At 38.6% G+C, this 18,510-nt stretch carries 21 protein-coding genes and 4 pseudogenes; 20 read left to right on the plus strand and 5 right to left on the minus strand.

The window, feature by feature from the left end:
• The first annotated feature begins 53 nt into the window (after positions 1-53).
• The 11 genes and pseudogenes from HXT47_RS02850 to HXT47_RS02900 all read left to right on the plus strand — a co-directional run bounded on the left by HXT47_RS02850 (position 54) and on the right by HXT47_RS02900 (position 9,768).
• The gene (locus HXT47_RS02850; RefSeq protein ID WP_020757758.1) at positions 54-239 is read left to right on the plus strand and encodes a hypothetical protein; all 186 of its coding nucleotides are present in this window, start codon (positions 54-56) and stop codon (positions 237-239) included.
• 2 nt (positions 240-241) lie between these two features.
• Positions 242-532 (plus strand): hypothetical protein, encoded by a 291-nt coding sequence (locus HXT47_RS02855; RefSeq protein WP_116439714.1) that lies wholly within the window; start codon positions 242-244, stop codon positions 530-532.
• Complete coding sequence (locus tag HXT47_RS02860) at positions 525-1,655, plus strand: DUF2800 domain-containing protein (protein WP_421789317.1); 1,131 nt, start codon at positions 525-527, stop codon at positions 1,653-1,655. The genes HXT47_RS02855 and HXT47_RS02860 overlap by 8 nt, the downstream gene beginning before the upstream one ends.
• 4 nt (positions 1,656-1,659) lie before the next feature.
• On the plus strand, positions 1,660-2,208 hold the full coding sequence (locus tag HXT47_RS02865) for a DUF2815 family protein (RefSeq protein ID WP_116439716.1): 549 nt from the start codon (positions 1,660-1,662) through the stop codon (positions 2,206-2,208).
• A 185-nt stretch (positions 2,209-2,393) separates the two neighbouring features.
• Complete coding sequence (locus tag HXT47_RS02870; RefSeq protein ID WP_421789319.1) at positions 2,394-4,370, plus strand: DNA polymerase; 1,977 nt, start codon at positions 2,394-2,396, stop codon at positions 4,368-4,370.
• Positions 4,371-4,425: 55 nt separating this feature from the next.
• A complete protein-coding gene (locus HXT47_RS02875; protein ID WP_421789321.1) occupies positions 4,426-4,836 on the plus strand; it encodes a sigma factor-like helix-turn-helix DNA-binding protein in 411 nt (136 codons plus the stop codon).
• Positions 4,823-5,035 carry an SHOCT domain-containing protein gene (locus HXT47_RS02880; protein WP_421789323.1) on the plus strand — a complete coding sequence of 71 codons (213 nt, stop codon included), beginning with the start codon at positions 4,823-4,825 and terminating at the stop codon, positions 5,033-5,035. Before HXT47_RS02875 ends, HXT47_RS02880 begins: the two co-directional genes overlap by 14 nt.
• A 61-nt stretch (positions 5,036-5,096) precedes the next feature.
• Positions 5,097-6,688 (plus strand): annotated as a pseudogene (locus tag HXT47_RS02885) (recombinase family protein).
• Positions 6,658-7,068, plus strand: a complete 411-nt coding sequence (locus tag HXT47_RS02890) for a DNA recombinase (RefSeq protein WP_421789325.1) — start codon at positions 6,658-6,660, stop codon at positions 7,066-7,068. The pseudogene HXT47_RS02885 and the gene HXT47_RS02890 overlap by 31 nt, the downstream one beginning before the upstream one ends.
• 1 nt (position 7,069) lies before the next feature.
• A complete protein-coding gene (locus HXT47_RS02895) occupies positions 7,070-8,647 on the plus strand; it encodes a recombinase family protein (RefSeq protein WP_421789327.1) in 1,578 nt (525 codons plus the stop codon).
• A 650-nt stretch (positions 8,648-9,297) separates the two neighbouring features.
• The gene (locus HXT47_RS02900; protein WP_004111719.1) at positions 9,298-9,768 is read left to right on the plus strand and encodes a GNAT family N-acetyltransferase; all 471 of its coding nucleotides are present in this window, start codon (positions 9,298-9,300) and stop codon (positions 9,766-9,768) included.
• 111 nt (positions 9,769-9,879) lie between these two features.
• Here HXT47_RS02900 and HXT47_RS02905 read toward each other — a convergent pair.
• A pseudogene (locus HXT47_RS02905) lies at positions 9,880-9,990 on the minus strand (conjugal transfer protein TraG); the annotation flags it as partial.
• Positions 9,991-10,117: 127 nt separating this feature from the next.
• Here HXT47_RS02905 and HXT47_RS02910 point away from each other — a divergent pair.
• Positions 10,118-10,729 (plus strand): CadD family cadmium resistance transporter, encoded by a 612-nt coding sequence (locus HXT47_RS02910; protein ID WP_297643873.1) that lies wholly within the window; start codon positions 10,118-10,120, stop codon positions 10,727-10,729.
• A gap of 740 nt (positions 10,730-11,469) precedes the next feature.
• On the opposite strand, the gene HXT47_RS02915 is transcribed toward HXT47_RS02910, so the two are convergent.
• Positions 11,470-12,273 (minus strand): sulfite exporter TauE/SafE family protein, encoded by an 804-nt coding sequence (locus tag HXT47_RS02915; RefSeq protein ID WP_421789387.1) that lies wholly within the window; start codon positions 12,271-12,273, stop codon positions 11,470-11,472.
• A gap of 129 nt (positions 12,274-12,402) precedes the next feature.
• Between HXT47_RS02915 and HXT47_RS02920 the strand changes: the two genes are divergently transcribed.
• Together HXT47_RS02920 and HXT47_RS02925 are read left to right on the plus strand one after the other, a co-directional pair.
• Entirely contained in the window at positions 12,403-12,741 is a 339-nt protein-coding gene (locus HXT47_RS02920) for a hypothetical protein (protein WP_004573940.1), read from the plus strand.
• A gap of 46 nt (positions 12,742-12,787) precedes the next feature.
• Positions 12,788-13,279: an NUDIX hydrolase gene (locus HXT47_RS02925; RefSeq protein WP_004573943.1), complete on the plus strand. Its 492-nt coding sequence runs from the start codon at positions 12,788-12,790 to the stop codon at positions 13,277-13,279.
• Here the strand turns inward: HXT47_RS02925 and HXT47_RS02930 are convergent.
• A complete protein-coding gene (locus tag HXT47_RS02930) occupies positions 13,241-13,441 on the minus strand; it encodes a hypothetical protein (RefSeq protein ID WP_080550918.1) in 201 nt (66 codons plus the stop codon). The two genes, HXT47_RS02925 and HXT47_RS02930, sit on opposite strands and share 39 nt — an antisense overlap.
• A gap of 105 nt (positions 13,442-13,546) precedes the next feature.
• Between HXT47_RS02930 and HXT47_RS02935 the strand changes: the two genes are divergently transcribed.
• The 6 genes and pseudogenes from HXT47_RS02935 (at position 13,547) to HXT47_RS02960 (ending at position 17,783) form a co-directional block, all read left to right on the plus strand.
• A complete protein-coding gene (locus HXT47_RS02935) occupies positions 13,547-13,726 on the plus strand; it encodes a hypothetical protein (RefSeq protein ID WP_004104935.1) in 180 nt (59 codons plus the stop codon).
• Positions 13,722-14,090, plus strand: a pseudogene (locus tag HXT47_RS02940) (hypothetical protein); the annotation flags it as partial. The gene HXT47_RS02935 and the pseudogene HXT47_RS02940, both read left to right, overlap by 5 nt.
• 91 nt (positions 14,091-14,181) lie before the next feature.
• A complete protein-coding gene (locus tag HXT47_RS02945) occupies positions 14,182-14,466 on the plus strand; it encodes a hypothetical protein (RefSeq protein ID WP_004114737.1) in 285 nt (94 codons plus the stop codon).
• A gap of 107 nt (positions 14,467-14,573) precedes the next feature.
• Complete coding sequence (locus HXT47_RS02950; RefSeq protein ID WP_004113321.1) at positions 14,574-16,052, plus strand: Lsa family ABC-F type ribosomal protection protein; 1,479 nt, start codon at positions 14,574-14,576, stop codon at positions 16,050-16,052.
• Between the two features lie 460 nt (positions 16,053-16,512).
• Positions 16,513-16,998 (plus strand): NUDIX hydrolase, encoded by a 486-nt coding sequence (locus tag HXT47_RS02955; protein ID WP_004104930.1) that lies wholly within the window; start codon positions 16,513-16,515, stop codon positions 16,996-16,998.
• A 182-nt stretch (positions 16,999-17,180) separates the two neighbouring features.
• Positions 17,181-17,783 (plus strand): annotated as a pseudogene (locus HXT47_RS02960) (hypothetical protein).
• Positions 17,784-17,873: 90 nt separating this feature from the next.
• Here the strand turns inward: HXT47_RS02960 and HXT47_RS02965 are convergent.
• Both HXT47_RS02965 and HXT47_RS02970 read right to left on the minus strand, forming a co-directional pair.
• Positions 17,874-18,251, minus strand: a complete 378-nt coding sequence (locus HXT47_RS02965) for a type II toxin-antitoxin system death-on-curing family toxin (protein ID WP_032842276.1) — start codon at positions 18,249-18,251, stop codon at positions 17,874-17,876.
• Positions 18,248-18,496: a prevent-host-death protein gene (locus HXT47_RS02970; protein WP_032842275.1), complete on the minus strand. Its 249-nt coding sequence runs from the start codon at positions 18,494-18,496 to the stop codon at positions 18,248-18,250. Before HXT47_RS02970 ends, HXT47_RS02965 begins: the two co-directional genes overlap by 4 nt.
• Between the last annotated feature and the right edge of the window lie 14 nt (positions 18,497-18,510).

Here is an 18,510-nt window from a genome sequence, read left to right on the forward strand (position 1 = left end):
CCCAAGGCTACCCCATAGAAGGGCACAAAGTCCTTTTAGAAAGGAGGCGGCACATGAAACAAAAACTTGTCGTAAGTGTTTCAAAAAAGCCTAAAGAAGATGGGCTTGCAAGTTGTAAACCTATCGGGCTGAGAGAAAAAATCATCCGATTCTTCCTTGGAAAGAAAGAAGACATTATGGTCTTTATTCCAAGTAACAGGATCGATGAGGTTGTGGTTCAAAACAAGAAAGGTGAATAAGAATGAACGAAAACACGGTAAAAAAGATAATTGGCGATCTTGAATCACTGATTGGTCACCTGAAAGAGATCACGGGTGAAACAACACATAAGACATTACCAAAACAAACGCCTGAAACTAAAAAGGTGAGTTTGGAGGATGTGCGAGCGGTTTTAGCAAAACTTAGCCAGCTGGGAAAGACAGCTGAGGTGAAGAAACTCATCGTAAAACATGGTGCGCAAAAGCTCTCGGATATCCCTGAAAGCGAGTATGCGAGCCTGTTGCATGAAGCGGAGGGAATTAAAGGTGACTAAGCATGCTTTACTTTCCCCATCTTCTGCTCACAGGTGGATTAAGTGTACTCCGAGTGCTGTTTTAGAAGAAAAGTTTGAAAACACTACTTCTGTGGCAGCTGAGGAAGGAACGGCGGCACACGCGTGGTGTGAGTACAAGCTAAATAAGCTTCTTAACCGTCCGTGCGAAAAACCGTCAACAGAGTATGACTCAAACGAGATGCAGGAATGCTCGGATGCTTACGTGGATTTCGTAATGGAAAAATACGAACAGGCAAAGCATGCTTGTGCTGATCCTATTCTTCTCATCGAGCAGAAGGTTGATTTTTCAGCTTACGTGCCGGACGGGTTTGGTACAGCGGACTGCATTATTGTAGGCGAAAAAACGCTGCAGGTTATCGACTTTAAGTACGGTCAAGGCGTGCTGGTGGACGCTTACGAGAATCCGCAGATGAAATGCTACGCTCTTGGAGCTTTAACGCTTTTCGACAGCTTGTACGAGATACAAAGCGTTGAGATGAGTATTTTTCAGCCAAGACGTGACAACGTATCCACTTTCACACTACCTGTCACGGATCTTATCTCTTGGGCTGAAAAAGTGCTTAAACCAAAAGCAGAGCTTGCTAACAAAGGCGAAGGCGAATTTGAAGCCGGAGACTGGTGCAGGTTTTGCAGAGCAAAAGCAGTATGCCGTAAACGAGCGGAAGAAAACCTTAAACTCGCAGAACTTGAGTTTAAACCGCCATCTGTTTTAACAGATAGTGAAATTGAAGAAATACTCACGCTTATCCCACAGTTAACAAAGTGGGCTGATGACGTTTTAGCGTACGCCACAGATTCCGCTATAAACCACGGTAAAGAGTGGAGCGGTTTCAAACTCGTAGAAGGACGTTCAGTTCGTAAGTTTAAGGATGAGACAGCGGTTATTGAGAAAGCGAAAGCCGCAGGCTTTACCGACATTTTCAAAACTAGTCTTATCGGTTTAACAGAAATGCAAAAGCTGATGGGCAAGAAAAAATTTGAGGATATTCTGGGCGACCTCATTATAAAACCGTCCGGAAAACTTACGCTCGTACCGGACTCGGATAAGCGGGCAAAAGTCAATGTTTCAAACGCAAATAACGAATTCAAAAAGGAGAATTAGTACTATGTCTAAATTAAATAACACGAAGGTTATCACCGGTAAAAACACGCGTCTTTCCTATTTCAACGGTTGGGAGCCAAAGTCTATTAACGGCGGCCCTGAAAAATACAGTGTTTCACTGCTTATCCCTAAAGATGATGTTGAAACAGTAAACGCTATTGAGAAAGCTATTGATGCTGCGATTGAGGAAGGTGTCGGCAAGTTCGGCGGTAAAAAACCAAACAAGCAAGCAATTAAACTCCCGCTCAGGGACGGTGACATTGAGCGTGATGATGAAGCGTATAAAGGACACTATTTCATTAACGCAAACTCTACTACTCCTCCGCAGATTGTAGACAAGCAGGTAAAACCAATCATGGACCGCAGTGAAGTGTATTCAGGCTGCTATGCGAGAGTTTCCATCAACTTCTACGCTTTTAACTCTAACGGTAATAAGGGTGTTGCTTGCGGTCTTGGCAATATTCAAAAAATTCGAGACGGTGAGCCACTCGGCGGACGTAGCCTCGCAACCGATGATTTTACGACCTTAGAAGATGATGACTTTCTAGCATAAGGAGCATATGAAGATGATTAGCTGGTTTGTTGGAATATTTGCTGGCGTATTGCTTCTTGATTTCGTGGTAAGAAAACTTGTCAGTCTTTATATCGAAGTCAAAAACATGCTGAACAGAAAGTAAGAAAGCCAAGGAGGTGGCAGGTTTTCTGTCACCTCTTTTATTAACTTGGAGGTGATGTAATTTGGAAAATTTGAGTATAGATTTAGAAACGTTTTCCTCCGTTGACCTTAAAAAATGTGGTGTGTACAAGTACGCAGAATCGGATGATTTTGAGATACTGCTCTTTGGCTACAGTGTGGACGGTAGTGAGGTTCAGGTCGTTGATTTAGCACAAGGTGAAACCATACCCGAGGTTGTGCTTTCCGCTTTAACAGATGAAACAGTAACCAAGTGGGCGTTTAACGCTCAGTTTGAAAGAGTCTGCTTATCACGCTACCTGCGAGATAAAGGCATCAATGTTAACCCTAGTCAGACAGTGAAAAGTGAAAGCTTGTTTTTAAACCCAAGATCCTGGCATTGCACAATGATCTGGTCAGCCACACTGGGACTTCCCATGTCTTTGGAAAGCGTGGGAGCAGTATTGGGGCTTGATAAGCAGAAACTCACTGAGGGTAAGAATCTTATTAAATATTTCTGCCTACCGTGTAATCCTACGAAAGTAAACGGTGGAAGAACAAGAAACAAGTATTTTCACGATAAGGAAAAGTGGGAGCTGTTTAAATCGTATAACAAGCGTGATGTGGAAGTTGAGATGAGTATTCAAGAAAAACTCTCACGCTTTCCCGTGCCAGACTTTTTATGGCAGGAGTTTTATCTCGACCAAACCATAAACGACCGTGGGATAGAAATAGATCCTCTTTTCGTTAAATCAGCCATAAAACTCGACCAGGAGGTGAAAACGCATCTCATGAGTGAGCTTAAGCATATTACCGGTTTAGAAAACCCGAACTCCGTGTTACAAATGCGCTCCTGGCTTAAAGAGCATGGTCTTGAAATGGAGTCGCTTGGTAAAAAAGAAGTCGCTAAAGAGCTTAAAACAGTGGGTAAAGAGTTGGCGGAAGTTTTACAGCTTCGACAGCAGCTTGCCAAATCATCGGTGAAAAAGTATACGGCGATGAAAAACGCTGCCTGCATGGATGACCGGGAGCGTGGCATGTTTCGCTTCTATGGTGCAAATCGAACAGGAAGATTCGCAGGAAGGCTCGTGCAATTACAAAACCTACCACAAAACCATCTGCCTGATCTAGCTGAGGCTAGAAGTCTTGTTAAACAAGGAAATGTTGAAGCTTTGGAAATGCTTTATGAGGATATTCCGGATACCTTATCCCAGCTTATCCGCACCTCTTTTATCCCACGCACGGGATTTAAGTTTATTGTCGCAGACTTTTCAGCAATCGAAGCGAGAGTCCTTGCCTGGCTTGCAGGTGAAAAATGGCGTATGCGAGTATTCGCGGAAGGTAAAGACATCTACTGCTCGTCAGCCTCTCAAATGTTTGGCGTACCTGTTGAAAAACACGGAGTAAACGGGCACCTGCGGCAGAAAGGTAAGATAGCGGAACTCGCTCTTGGATACGGCGGCTCTGTTGGAGCGTTAAAAGCCATGGGAGCACTCGACATGGGTCTTACCGAAGAGGAGCTTCAACCTCTTGTTGACGCGTGGAGATCATCTAACCCGATGGTGACAACACTGTGGTGGGATGTGGACAGAGCGGTAAAACAGTGCGTACACGAACACGCATCTGTTCGAACACACAATATCGTGTTCACTTACAAAAGTGGGTTTCTTATCATCAAACTGCCTTCGAAAAGATGCCTTTACTATGTAAAACCGCGTGTGGAAGAAAACAAGTACGGTGGCAAATCAGTCACCTATGAGGGTGTGGGAACTACTAAAAAATGGGAGCGGCTGGAAAGCTACGGGCCTAAATTCGTGGAAAACATTACGCAAGCTATAGCTCGTGACATTCTACTTTACGCCATGCAAACGCTGAAAGAATATCGCATCGTCGCTCACGTGCATGATGAAGCCATTATCGAAACCGATAAAAGCGTGAGTGTTCAAAGCGTGTGTGAACTCATGGGAAGAACACCACCTTGGGCAGAAGGGCTTCTTTTACGAGCTGACGGCTACGAGTGCGAGTTTTACAAAAAAGATTAAAAAACCGTCAGATTTTATTCTTTCCCAAGGCTACCTCATAGGAGGTGGCCTTTTTATGAATATGGAAGAACAACGCAAGGTCAAATTGCTAAGAGATGAAGGCCTTAGCTATACGCAGATTGCAAAGCGAATGGATATTTCCGTTAATACGATTAAAAGCTACTGCAAACGTAACAGCCTGGGCGTAATCCAGTCTACGAAAACACAGACGGAATTATGTGAATCTTGTTCAAAACCAATCAAACAAAACAAAGGAAGAAAAGTTAAACGTTTCTGCTCTGATGCGTGTAGAAACACGTGGTGGAACAAGCATACACAGTTGGTAAAAAGACAGGCAAACTATGAGTGCACTTGTCTTAACTGCAAAAATTCTTTTATCTCTTACGGTAATAAAACCAGAAAATACTGCTGCCACGCCTGCTATATAGAACATCGTTTTGGAGGTGAGCATCATGCAAATAAGTAATGATGCTCACGGGCTAACGGATGTTAAAGCGAGGGCTTGGACAAAAGAGAGTATGCAGGCGGATTTTCGTTTTGAAATAGCCGAAAAACTTACCGCTTCACTCTTTAAAAAAGGGCTTATCAACGAGCAAGAAAAAGGGGAAATAAGCCGTCTTAACAGGGAAAAATTTCACCCGTTTTACAAGGAATTATTGGGTTAAAAGCTTGATAAACACTGCTTTTAGAGTGATGTATATGACTGTAAGAAAGTGAGGTGAGACGATGAAAATGATAACAAAACTGGAAGCCAAACAGCCGGATAATTCTCTTAGCAAAATACGGGTTGCAGCGTATGCGAGAGTTTCTACCGACAGTGATGAACAGCTTCTCAGTCTAGAAGTGCAAAAGGAGCATTACGAAAACTATATTAAGTCTAATCCCTGCTGGGAGTATGCGGGGCTTTACTTTGACGAGGGTATTAGCGGCACGAAAATCGATAAGCGTGAAAGTCTTAAACAACTGCTTAAGGACTGTGAGAGTGGTCAGATAGACAGGGTTATTACAAAGTCTATTAGTAGGCTTGCAAGAAACACGGTTGACTGTCTTGAAATAGTTAGAAAACTTACCGGTCTTGGTATTTATTTGTATTTTGAGAAAGAAAACATTGATACCGAGCATATGAGTTCGGAGCTTATGCTTTCTATCTTAAGTTCCATCGCACAAAGCGAGTCAAGATCTATCTCAGAAAACAGCATGTGGTCAATTCAAAAAGGTTCGAAAACGGAAGCTATATCATTTCTTCCCCATCGTATGGCTATAAAAACGAGAACGGGAAAATGATTATCGTTCCAAAGGAAGCTGAGGTTATAAAAGACATCTTTAGTATGGCACTTTTAGGTAAAGGCGGGCATGTGATAGCTAATGAGCTGACTGCTAAAAAGATTCCTGCGAAAAGAGGAGCTAAATGGTCTTCGACTACCGTGAACGCTATTTTGAACAATAAAACATACACAGGGGATGTGATTTTTCAAAAGACATTTACAGACGATAATTTTAACCGCCATAAAAACTGTGGCGAGAAAAAACAGTATGTTATTGAAAACCATCACGAGGCTATCATCAGCCATGAAACTTTTAATCTTGTGCATGAGCTGAGACAGAAGAGAAAATTAAAACTAAATATTACCGGCGGTAGTAATAAATACCTTGCTAGATATGTGTTTTCAGGGAAACTTTACTGCGGTAATTGCCATAGTAGGTTAAAGAAACACGACCGGTATAAAAAAGATGGAGCCTATGTTGTTTGGTGTTGTACCAAGCATATACGTGAAATTAAATGCTGCCCTATGAAAGCTGTAAAAGAGGAGTATGTTAAATTAGCTTTTCTTCAAATGCTTAACAAGCTCAAAGCAACATACGCTCAAATATTAACGCCTTTCATAAAAAGCTTAAGAAACGTGAATAGTAAAGACGGTTTGAACAAAGTTATCGAACTCGAAGAAAAAATAGCTAAATTGCAAGAACAAGAGCAAGTACTCAGTAAGCTTTTCGCCGGTGGTTACATTGAGATGGATTCCTACTATCTGGAAAGTAATCAGCTTAAAACGGAAATGGATACTTGTCTTAAGGAAAAACTTCAGCTTTCTAACAGTTTAAACGGTAACTTAACGCACTTAAACGAGGCGCAAAAACTTCAACGGTTCGTAAGCGTCACAGAAGTATTTAGCGAGTTTAAGGATGAGGATTTTCTGGATTTTGTAGACGGCATAGTGGTAAAAAGCAGAACAAGATTTCTTTTTATTTTGAAATGCGGATTGGAATTAGAAGAAGAGGTGAAAGAAACATGGCACGCATCCCGTATGGTTACAGAATAGTAGACGGTAAAGCGGTTATAGATGAAGTAAAAGCTCAAGAAGTAAGAGAGTTTTTTCGTTTCTATCTTGAATTTAAAAATATTTCTCAAGCTGCTAAAAAATCAGGTATAAAAAGGGCTTGGCCAGTCACGGGCAAAATTCTTAGCAAGAAATTGTATTTAGGAACAGAGTTTTATCCTCAGATTATCGATGAGGATATGTTTAGACAAGTGCAACAAATAAGGCATGAGAATGCTATCAGGAATCATCGTTATAAAGAGCCTAAGCCAATAAAGGAAATTCGGCTTATTGCAAGCTACCAGTTAGAAAAGGTAGAAAAGAAATACGATGATCCTTATCGGCAAGCAGCATACGCGTACAGTCAAATCAAGGAGGTGTAAAATGAGTGCCAACGTTACAATTATTCCACCAAGAAAAATAGCGGGGAATACGGTAGATAAGCATAAAGATAAGCCGAAGTTAAGAGTAGTAGCGTATTGTCGTGTCAGTACTGACAGTGAAGAACAGGCAACAAGTTATGACACGCAAGTTCAGCATTATACGGATTATATTTCAAGAAATCCTCTCTGGGAGTTTGCCGGCATTTACGCTGATGACGGTATTTCAGGAACCAGCACGAAAAAACGTGTCGGTTTCAACGACATGATCCACGATTGCATGAGTGGCAAAGTAGACATGGTTATCACTAAGTCGATTAGCCGTTTTGCGAGAAACACTATCGACTGTTTAAAGTTTGTTAGACAGTTGAAAGACAAAAACATTCCGATCATTTTTGAAAAAGAAAACATCAACACCATGGAAGCAAGCGGAGAACTATTGCTTACTATCATGGCTTCTTTAGCTCAACAGGAATCCGCGTCGCTTTCTCAGAATGTGAAGCTTGGACTTAAGTTTCGCTACCAGGAAGGCAAAGTGCAAATCAACCATAACTGGTTTTTAGGATACACAAAAGACGATGAAGGGAATCTTGTAATTCTTGAACAGGAAGCAAAAGTCGTAAGAAGAATCTATAGAGAATATTTAGAAGGAGCAAGCCTTAGAGACATAGCGGAGGGCCTTGAAAAAGACAGTATTAAAAACGGTGCCGGGCATTTAAAATGGCACTTGTCTAATATTAAAACCATCTTGCAAAATGAAAAATATATTGGTGATGCTCTTTTACAAAAAACCATCACAACAGATTTTATCAACCATGTTCGTATAAAAAATGATGGAACAGAACCACAATATTATGTAAAAGATAGCCACACGCCTATTATTCCAAGAGATATTTTCTTTAAAGTTCAAGAAGAAATGGTAAGACGAGCCAACATGTTTAGCGGTGAGGAGAACAAAAAAAGGAGAGTTTATTCCAGTAAGTACGCTTTATCCAGCCTATGTGTTTGTGCTAAATGCGGTGATGTTTACAGAAGAATTGCTTGGAACAACCGAGGAGTGCATTCTGTTGTCTGGCGTTGTTGCACCAGAGTGGAAAACGGTCCTAGTGCTTGCGATGCTCCGACAGTACAAGAGAACGAACTGCAATCTGCCACAGTGAAAGCCATAAACAAGGTGTTTAGTATATCGGATGAAGTATTGGATACGTTGAATAACAATATTAGAGAAATTATCGCGGGCAACAACTTAAGTGAGCTTGAAACGGTTGATAAAAAAATTGCAGACAAACAAGCGATACTACTAACCTTGCTTAAAGCTAAAAAAGACTACACGAAAACTGCCAACGAGATTGATGAACTGAAGGGTAAGAAACAGCAGCTTCTTATAGAAAAAGCAGGTCAAGAAGATGCTAAAAGACGAATCAGAGAAATGGAAGATTTTCTGAAAAGTGAGCGTCACGATATTAGTGAGTATGATGAGAAGCTGGTAAGAAAGTACATCAAGAAAATAAAAGTTTACGAGGACAGGTTCAGCGTAACTTTTAAATCAGAGATTAGTGTTGATGTTCAAAGGGCATCGTAAAAGCCAAAAGAATGTGAGCATTTGAAATGTTACAAAACTCAGCCTAGGGGGGAATCCTCTCTAGGCTGTTTTTTGTTTTTATGCTCAAAAATCAAGCTATTAAGCCAATCTTAAACCTTTTAACGATAGCTTTTTCTATCGTTAAAAAGTGCACCCAATATCCATAGTGTGCACTCAAAAAAGTGTAGCTATACTACTTGTTCTCTCAATCCACGTCGAGACTGTCGTATTGATGTCTAGGGCTGATTAGGTGGGTGCAAATTTGCCCTTGTGTAGCAGTGTTTAGCGAGGGTTATCGTTAAAAGGTTTAATGCGAAGCAGCTTTAAGCTGCGTTCTCGTGGTTTTTGAGTGCGATTTTGCTGTATGAGGGAACATGTCGACGCTCTGGGGTCGAGTGCACAAGATGGATAACGTTAAAAAGTGCACCCACTTTGCACCCACCTTGTGGAGTGGGGAATGTCAATCAACGTTGAAACTCTAACCCTGCTATCGCGCGATTAGCAAAGCTAATCGATGCGAAGCAGAGGTAGGTCTCATGTCAAGAATCTCCAAGAGAAGCGACCGAATAGGAAGCTTCGATTGGAAAGATTCGACGGCGGAGGCTCTAGTATTGATGACAAGAATAAATTAGAGTTTGTGGAGGACTGGATTGAATATAAAAGTAAAAGAAATTGAGAATAAACTAGAAAAGGAATCTGTATCTAGAGAAGTATTGTATGATCTTCAAGAATGGTTTGGAATGCCAGAAAGTACAGAAGAATATATTCAAGATTCACAGGAAAAGCCTTTTCTTGCTTGTTATATTAATGATAAACTTGTTGGGTTTATTGTGTTAAACGCAACCAGCAAGGATTGTGCAGAGATTTTTGTGATGGGTATAAAAAAGAAATTCCATAGAATGGGAGTTGGCTCGGTACTTAACAAAGCATACGAAGCTATGGCAAGGAAGATGGGTTACACATACTCACAGGTAAAAACTGTTCAGATGGGACACTACAAAGAATATGATATTACAAATCATTTTTATATCGCGATGGGATATAAAGAATTGGAATGTTTTCCAACTTTATGGGATGAGTGGAATCCGTGTCAAATATATATTAAATATCTAGGAGTGTGAGAACTCTAAGTTTATTTGCTTGAAACCTTTTAACGATAGGCAGAGATAATTGTTAAAAGGTTCATGGATATGTTTCTGCATACGAACATGTCGATAAGACATACCTAGTGTTTACTCGTTTAATCTTGTAATTACAGTATTTCTATTAAGCTTAACCTTGCCTTTTCTCTTTATATATTCTTCAATATCAAACACATTCTTCTTGTCATAATCTTCTAAGAGCGCAGTTTGGCTGTATGAGGGAAGATGTCAACGCTCTAGGGTCGGGTGCACAGGATGTTAACGTTAAAAAGTGCACCCACTTTGTACCCCCTTGTCTAAAAAATTTAACATTTTGAAAGGAGGAATAATGGAAACAATAGTATCCGCTTTATTAGTTTTTGTTTCTACATCCATTGACTACTTAGTTGTTTTGACTATTTTATTCGCTAGTCAAGGAAAGAAAGGTTTGAAATCAATTTATGTAGGGCAGTATTTAGGTACAGGACTGCTTGTACTGGCTAGTCTTATTGCCGCTTACTTTTTAAATTTTATTCCACAAGATTGGATTATCGGACTCCTTGGTCTAATTCCGCTAGGTCTTGGTATAAGAGCAATTTTTGTGGATGAAGATATTGATGAAGAAGATATCGAGGGGAAAATTACCGGAAATGGATCAAAAATCTTAGCATTTACAAGTTTAACAGTGGCAATGGGTGGAGATAATTTAGGAATTTATATCCCTTATTTTACAGGAAAGAGTTTGATTGAGATTAGTATAAGTTTAGTAATATTTGCGTTAGGGATTTTGATTCTATGCAAATTATCTCAAAATCTCGCCTCAATTTCTGCTATCGGAGAGACTGTGGAAAAGTACGAAAAAGTAATTGTACCTGTCGTGTTTATTGGACTCGGTCTCTATATATTGATTGAAAATGGAACTATTAATTATTTCATAGGTCAAGTCCTAACTTTGGTGTAAATTCATTTCCTTCCCTTTATCTGCTATTTTTATGTTCAAACTCAAACGAGAAAAATAAGTGGTGCTTCCCACCGTCACGGCGCTTCACCGTGCTATAAGATGCAGGAGGCTGATTAGGTGGGTGCATTTTAGTCCTTGTGTAGCAGGGCTTAGCGAGGGCTATCGTTGAAAGGTTTAGTGAGTGGCGGCTTTAGGCTGAGTTCTTGTGGTTTTTGAGCGTGTTTTGGCTGTTTGAGGGAAGATATCAACGCTTTAGGGTCGAGTGCACAGGATGTTAACGTGCTTCGCTTGCGTTGAAAGCACACTGTGCTTTCAACTTTGAGCAAGCTCAGCGAATCGAAGTGCATTCGCGAATTATGTTATTCCTCACGGCTATTAGTAGCCGTTCGGCTGATTTGGCATGTAAAGTCCACTGGACTTTACATGCCAAATCACGCTTTGAAGGAGCTTGAAATGCGTTATGCAATTTCAAGCTCTGTCAAAGCGCCCATGCAAGTCGATTCGCCACTTTGCACCCACCCTGTGAAGTGAGGATATACAGTATAGTTTGCATAATTATTTATTACGCAAAAAACATGATAATAAAATTTATACAAGCAAAAAGAGATGTTACTCAAATGGCATAATTGTAAAAAGTTACTTTATAACATTCTCCTATATCGTGGGGCTTAAATCTAAGCCCCACTTTTTATATTCAAAACTATTTTTTCAAATAAATAAAAGTCAAAGACTTTACATATTTAACGCTTATTCTTAGCTAAAATACCTGTTTTTAATATCATTTGTAAGCATACGCTGAACAAAAAAATACAAAACAATATATTGCATATAAAAGGTGAAATACTGCGCGCAATTATTGCGCCTAAGTTTACAGTAAATGTCGCAAAAATACCGATAATAATTCCTTCAGTAAAATGAGTATAATGGTAACGAGCATTAGCAATACTACCACTTATAGCTGTAGGAAGCATGACAAGCAAAGCAGTTCCTCTTGCCATAAGGTCTCCCATGCCGAGCAAAAGTTGCACGCATGGCACTATAATTCCTCCGCCACCAACGCCTAAAATACCTGAAAAAATACCAGAAACAACGCCTATAAATATAAGACATATAGCTTTTAAAAAACTAACATTAAAATCTACATTTCTTAACGGAATCCAAATTTGACTAGAACATATAACTAGTAATACAAAAAGTATAAAACACCAAGGAAATATTTTTTTAGGCAAAATATGTGAAAAATATACCCCAATTTGTGATCCGAAAACTGAACCTATTATTAGAAAAAATGCTGATAAAAATGACACTTTGCCGTTTAAACCGTAAACAATGCTTCCACAAAGCGACGTTATAATTATGGCAACAAGAGAAGTAGCAGTAGCATGACGCTGATCAAATTTCATAAAAACAGTTAATGCAGGAACTATCACCATTCCTCCACCTACACCGAACAATCCTGATAAGAAACCTGCTAATAGTCCAATGAAAACGATTAAAACAATATTCTGGAAATTATATTTGATTTTAAAAATATTTCTCAACATATATCTTTTCTTCACAAATTACCTCCTCGTACTTTATTCACTACTTTTACTATATTATGTGAAAAATAGAATATTTCTATACTAGTTCAATTGTAATTTATGTATTTATTTATCTAATTAACGTAAGTAATGGATAATAAGAAGTTTATCGCAGAGACGAAAGATGTTCGTTTAACGGTGAAACGTGCTGATACTTTTGGTGTGAGCTTTGTTAACTGTGAACAAGATATATTGAGGGTTGAGGAAGCGCAAAATGTTATAAGGCTTATTCAAACTAAAAAAGTTTCAGCTTCGAATTGGCTGAGGTGGTTTACTCAGGGTATGCCTGAAATTGTTGTGAGTTTGCCACATGATGTGGAAGTTTGCGAGGTTGAATCTGATTCTAATCAAGTGCTCATCACGGATATTGAGATTGGTAAGCTTTATGTAGAAGTGAACAATGGCTTTGTATCCACTGGAGAAAGATAAAATTCATATTTAATGAAATTGACAATCAGGCCTTATGGAGGGTTTTATGGCTGAGATTTGGGATGCGTATGATAAAGAATTTAATAAATTAAAGAATATTACATTAGTGAGAGGAGAACCAATTCCTGACGGCATGTATCATTTGGTGGGCGAAGTAATTGTTAAACATATAGATGGGACTTACCTTATTATGCAAAGAGATTTTGAAAAGAAATTCGGTGGAATGTGGGAGTTGACAGCAGGTGGTTCTGCATTGCAATATGAAACACCATTAGAATGTGCAGTAAGAGAATTAAAAGAAGAAACAGGTATTGAAGCTTCAAATATTATGGAGATCGGAAGATTTGTGCAGGATGTTTACCACTCTCTTTATGTTGAATATCTATGCGTAACCGATTGTAAGAAAAATGCAATTGCTCTTCAAAAAGGAGAAACGGTTAATTATAAGTGGGTAGATAAAAAGAGCCTTTTGGAAATGAGCCAAGACGAGTTAGTATCATCAAGGGCAATCAAACTTATTAAAACAGTAGATATATAAATTCAAGTTTGGCTGTATGAGGGAACATGTCAACGCTCTAGGGTCGAGTGCACAGGATGTTAACGTACTTCGCTTGCGTTGAAAGCACACTGTGCTTTCAACTTTGAGCAAGCTCAGCGAATCGAAGTGCATTCGCGAATTATGTTTTAATCGCTCATGCAAGTCGATTCGCCACTTTGCACCCAGGTTGTGAGGTGGTAAAATATAGTTCAAAAGGTAAAATGAAACCTGATTATTAGTATGTGCACGAGGAGGTGTTTAAGGATAATGGACAAGCTCGTTCGTTTTTGCCGTGAAGTAGCGATGTTCGGCTTGACGGTTGCCTTAATCGCGATGCTGGTTGCCTTAATATGGGATGGCACACTTGCTATTAGAATTGGTTTTACCTCTTTTGTTATTGGTGTCACAGTGATCTCGCTTAAGACTGTCCTTCGAAAGACTGATTGAATTTTGTGAGGTTGAATCTGATTCTAATCAAGTGCTCATCACGGATATTGAGATTGGTAAGCTTTATGTAGAAGTGAACAATGGCAAGGTAGAAGTTGTTAATTTGAAGGCGGATGATGTCTTTCTTAAATGTTATAATGGGTTGGCTTCAGCAACAAACGTAGAAGTAACTCATGTTTGTACGCTTGATACGTTAAATGGCATGAGTATTTTAGAAGGAACAATCACCAAGGATGCAAGCCTTGAAGTAGATTGTGAGAATGGTGTCACCGAGGTTTCAGATAAGAAGAAGGTAAATTGTAAAAACGATGGATTTGCGCATTACATGGTGCACTGTCTTAATGGGAAAGCTATTGCGAAGTAGCAGACATATAGATCAAAAAAGAAGCAATAAAACTTGATATAAGTTGGAATTAGAGCGTATATAGACATACCGATAAAGGAGGAAGCCGTATATGCTCTATGTAAAATTTGATGATTTCGAAGATGTTAGCGTCATGGGAAATGAGAAAGATCATGGAATGTTTATTCCGATTAAGGATGGGAATGTGTATGCTGAGTGCGAACGGTGCGGTGTAGTTGAAAGGATCACCTCACCATGCGAATTCATTGCTAGCACATTTAGGTCAAGAGTGAACTTCAATGAAGGTTATGAACTTTGCGAGAAGTGCTTGCAAGAGGTTGAGTTTGTTACTGTCGCTTTGAGAACTGGAAAATTACCTAATCGAGAATTGAAATGACTGAAAAGCAAAGCAGTGATAACCGTAGTAATACATGAAAAACTAAACGTTAAAAGGTGCACACACTTTGCACCCGGGCGGTAAATGATAATTTAGGGAGGCGTTTTATGTCAGTAATTAAAATTGAAAACCTCACTTTCTCATATTATGGATATGTAAAACCCATATTTAAAAATGTATCGTTTTCCTTTGATACAAACTGGAAAACGGGATTGATAGGAAGAAATGGAATCGGTAAATCAACTCTATTTAAGTTACTTTTAAATCAAGAAACTTATCAAGGTAAAATAAGCAAGGATGTTGAATTTATTAAATTTCCACCAAATATAAGCGATACTTCAAAATTAGGAATTGAGTTATATAAAGAACTAATATCAGATGATGAAGAATGGAAGTTATTTAGAGAACTCAGTTTGCTAAATGTAGATGAGAACCTTGTTTACAGAGAGTTTGAAACGCTTTCTAAAGGGGAACAAACAAAAATCCTTTTAGCTATTTTGTTTACAAGAGAAGATGGCTTTTTACTTATTGATGAACCAACAAACCATTTAGATATGGACGGAAGAAAAATTGTAAGTGAATATCTGAAAAGTAAAAAAGGATTTTTGCTTATATCTCATGATAGAGATTTTTTAGATGGTTGTATCAATCATGTTATTTCTATTAACAGGAATTCTATTGATGTCCAATCGGGAAATTTTACATCATGGTATGAAAACAAAGTGATGAAAGACCAATTTGAAATTAGTCAAAATGAGAGATTAAGAAAAGATATTAAACGATTAAAAGAGTCTGCAAGACAAAGTCAAATTTGGTCTGATAAAATTGAAAATACTAAAAATGGTGTAAAAGTATCAGGTGTAAAACCAGACAAAGGACATATAGGTCATCAATCAGCCAAGATGATGAAAAAATCTAAGAATTTGGAGAATAGACAAAACAAGGCAATAGAAGAAAAACAGAGTTTACTAAAAGATATCGAAACAAAGGAAAGTCTATTATTGCATCCATTACATCATCATAAAAATCCTCTAATATCGGTTAGCAATTTATCATCATGCTATGGAGAGAGACAGATCCTAAATAATGTAAGTTTCGAGATAAAGCAAGGCGACATAGTGGCTATATATGGGGGTAATGGTAGCGGAAAATCAACCTTGATTAAAATTTTATTAGGTATAAATCACGAGTATACAGGTGAGATAAAATTAGCAGGTAATTTAAAAATCTCGTATATTCCTCAAGACACATCTAATTTAACAGGTAGCCTAAATGAATATATTCACAAGCAAGATGTTGATGAAACATTGTGTAAAACAATTCTAAGAAAATTAGATTTTTCAAGAGAATTATTTGAAATGGATATGAAGAATTATAGTGATGGACAAAAAAAGAAAGTTTTAATTGCTGTAAGTTTCTCAAAGCCAGCTCATATATTTGTTTGGGACGAACCACTGAATTATATAGATGTAATATCAAGAATACAGATTGAGGAAATTATAAAAGAAGCAAAGCCTACACTCATATTTGTGGAACACGATAAGCGATTTGTAGAAGATATCGCTAATAAAATAATACAATTTTAAGTAAAATCCAAATCCCAGTTTGTAGTGCCTTAGACTTTTATCATCATACGACATTCCCCTTGCCAGTTTCTCTCCTGCAATGAACGTTAAGGCTCTTTTATTGATGCATGGTTATCATAAGGGTAGTCTTGATACACGTGAGACTGTCGTATTGATGTCAAGGGCTTAATAGGTGGGTGCATTTTTGCCCTTGTGCAGCAAGGCTTAGTGAGGGCTATTGTTAAAAGGTTTAGCGTGTGGCTGCTTTAGGCTGGCTTGGCGTGATTTTTGAGTGTGTTTTGGTTGTTTGAGGGAACATGTCAACGCTCTAGGGTCGAGTGCAATAAGTTCAATGACTGTTGCTTGTGCACAATGTGATATACAAATGTATCAATCACTTGGATTTTCGATTAAGATTGGGAACTTGTTTGCATTTGAACCATAAGTCACAGTCATTAGATAAAAAATAAAGGAGTAAACTATGGAATATAATTGCGGATTTATTAACGATAAAAAAGCATTTAGATATAGAGCAGCAGCTATCATAGTCGAAGAAGGTTGTGTGCTATTTGCAAGAAATGATGAGGACGACTATTTCTACTCAGTTGGCGGAGCGGTTCACATGGGCGAGACATCAGAAGAAGCCGTTAAGAGAGAAGTATTTGAAGAGACAGGTCTTAATTATGAAGTCGATCATCTTGCTGTCATACACGAGAACTTCTTCATCGGCAGCTCTGGCTTAAAAGGAGTAGACTTCCATGAGCTGACATTCTACTACATGATGAAGCCCATGGGCAAAAGAGATTTTACGAGCCAAAGCACTACAGAGTCAGGTGCTAAAGAGACGATGCATTGGTTACCTATAGATGAGCTTGATAAGTGCAAGGCTTACCCGACATTTATGAAAGAATATCTTAAATCGGAGCACAGTGGAATAGAGCATATAATTTCAGATGAAAGATATTAATGAATCCCGCTATTATGGTAAGAGATCGTTACATAAACATTATTTCATTGAAATTGACAAATAACCACTAATAGTATATTACAATAATTAACAGTACCCGACGCGCCTCTTAGCAATGCGGACCAAGTCGGGTCTTTTGATTTTTGGTCTATAACTCGATATTTAACAAGGGAGTTGTTCAAGTGGCGAATAGTAGGAAGTTTGTAGCAAAAACGAAAGATGTTAGCTTAACGGTCAGAAGAGCTGAGTCTTTTAGTATTAGTTATGTTAATTGTGAAAAAGATATATTTTGTGTTGAAGAAAATTAAGACGGTATAAAGTTCGTTCAAACAGAAAAAGTGTCGGCTTTTTACTGGCTTAAGTGGCTTGCTAAAGGCAGTCCTGAGGTCATTGTTACGTTGCCGGAGAATGTTGATTTTTGTGAGATTGAAGCTGAGTCGAATCAAGTATTAGTAGCAGATATTAAAGCTGACAAGATTTATGCAGAAGTTCATAATGGCAGGGTGGAAGCAAGGAATGCTCAGGCGAATGGTGTTTTTCTAAAGTGTCTTAATGGTTCTGCTGTGGCGCATAATGTTAAGGTTGTTGTTTCTTGCATGGTGGATACGTTAAATGGTACGAGTGTTTTAGAAGGAGAAATTACCAAGGGTGCATGTCTTGAAGTAGTTTGTGAGAATGGTATGGCTGAAGTTTGTGATAAGCATAAAGCAGATCTTGGGCGCAAAACAAATGGATGTGCTCACTATGCTGTGCACTGCTTGAATGGAAAAGCTGTAGTGAAGTAATACTGTTGTGGTGTTTTATGTCCGCTACTTTGACTAGTCACACGAAATAGAGTTTGGCATATTCTAAAAATGTTTTTAAATGTCGGAGTATTAGGCTTGGTGATTTTTAATCCAAGTGTAAAAGTCATTTTCATTTGCCTTGCCTGATGCAACTTTGAGAATAATATCAATCAGTTCTTCATCTTTATAAGACAACATAATGTTGTTGAGTGCCAGAAAGATTAGCATGACATGTGTGCCAATACGCTTATTGCCATCAATAAAAGGGTGGTTCTTTATAAGACCAAAAGCTAGACGGGCTGCCTTATCTAAAACAGATGGGAAAAGTTCATTCTCGTCAAATGTTTGCAGTGGAGTCTTTAATGCAGAATCAAGCATTCCTACATCTCGGATACCTGAAGAACCACCGCTTGTTTCAATCAGAGCCTGGTGAAGTTTAATCACCTGTTCTCGTGTTAAATACTTCATTTGGCAAGTTCCTCATAAACTTTTTTGTTCTTTTTGATGAACATGTTGGATAAAGCCATAACTTCATCGTCCGCTGGAACAGTAACTTTTTCAGTTTTGGTTTTTGGGAATTCTAAAATTACATAGCGAGGAGCGTTGTTTTTCAAAATAACAGCTGATCCGTACGTGTCAACAAGTCGCGCAACTTTAGAAAAGTTTTGATTTGCTTCGGAAATAGAAACAAGTGTGTCTGTATTTACATTCATATGCATAACCTCCA

The organism is Gardnerella sp. DNF01205, assembly GCF_049244135.1.
Taxonomy (GTDB): domain Bacteria; phylum Actinomycetota; class Actinomycetes; order Actinomycetales; family Bifidobacteriaceae; genus Bifidobacterium; species Bifidobacterium leopoldii.

Coding starts and splice junctions, on each gene's coding strand:
- HXT47_RS02915 (WP_421789387.1), bottom strand. CDS start 12,273: ATGTTGAGAAATATTTTTAAAATCAAATATAATTTCCAGAATATTGTT.
- HXT47_RS02945 (WP_004114737.1), top strand. CDS start 14,182: ATGCTCTATGTAAAATTTGATGATTTCGAAGATGTTAGCGTCATGGGA.
- HXT47_RS02970 (WP_032842275.1), bottom strand. CDS start 18,496: ATGAATGTAAATACAGACACACTTGTTTCTATTTCCGAAGCAAATCAA.
- HXT47_RS02955 (WP_004104930.1), top strand. CDS start 16,513: ATGGAATATAATTGCGGATTTATTAACGATAAAAAAGCATTTAGATAT.
- HXT47_RS02880 (WP_421789323.1), top strand. CDS start 4,823: ATGCAAATAAGTAATGATGCTCACGGGCTAACGGATGTTAAAGCGAGG.
- HXT47_RS02850 (WP_020757758.1), top strand. CDS start 54: ATGAAACAAAAACTTGTCGTAAGTGTTTCAAAAAAGCCTAAAGAAGAT.
- HXT47_RS02875 (WP_421789321.1), top strand. CDS start 4,426: ATGAATATGGAAGAACAACGCAAGGTCAAATTGCTAAGAGATGAAGGC.
- HXT47_RS02865 (WP_116439716.1), top strand. CDS start 1,660: ATGTCTAAATTAAATAACACGAAGGTTATCACCGGTAAAAACACGCGT.
- HXT47_RS02950 (WP_004113321.1), top strand. CDS start 14,574: ATGTCAGTAATTAAAATTGAAAACCTCACTTTCTCATATTATGGATAT.
- HXT47_RS02925 (WP_004573943.1), top strand. CDS start 12,788: ATGGCTGAGATTTGGGATGCGTATGATAAAGAATTTAATAAATTAAAG.
- HXT47_RS02910 (WP_297643873.1), top strand. CDS start 10,118: ATGGAAACAATAGTATCCGCTTTATTAGTTTTTGTTTCTACATCCATT.
- HXT47_RS02935 (WP_004104935.1), top strand. CDS start 13,547: ATGGACAAGCTCGTTCGTTTTTGCCGTGAAGTAGCGATGTTCGGCTTG.
- HXT47_RS02965 (WP_032842276.1), bottom strand. CDS start 18,251: ATGAAGTATTTAACACGAGAACAGGTGATTAAACTTCACCAGGCTCTG.
- HXT47_RS02895 (WP_421789327.1), top strand. CDS start 7,070: ATGAGTGCCAACGTTACAATTATTCCACCAAGAAAAATAGCGGGGAAT.
- HXT47_RS02890 (WP_421789325.1), top strand. CDS start 6,658: ATGGCACGCATCCCGTATGGTTACAGAATAGTAGACGGTAAAGCGGTT.
- HXT47_RS02855 (WP_116439714.1), top strand. CDS start 242: ATGAACGAAAACACGGTAAAAAAGATAATTGGCGATCTTGAATCACTG.
- HXT47_RS02920 (WP_004573940.1), top strand. CDS start 12,403: ATGGATAATAAGAAGTTTATCGCAGAGACGAAAGATGTTCGTTTAACG.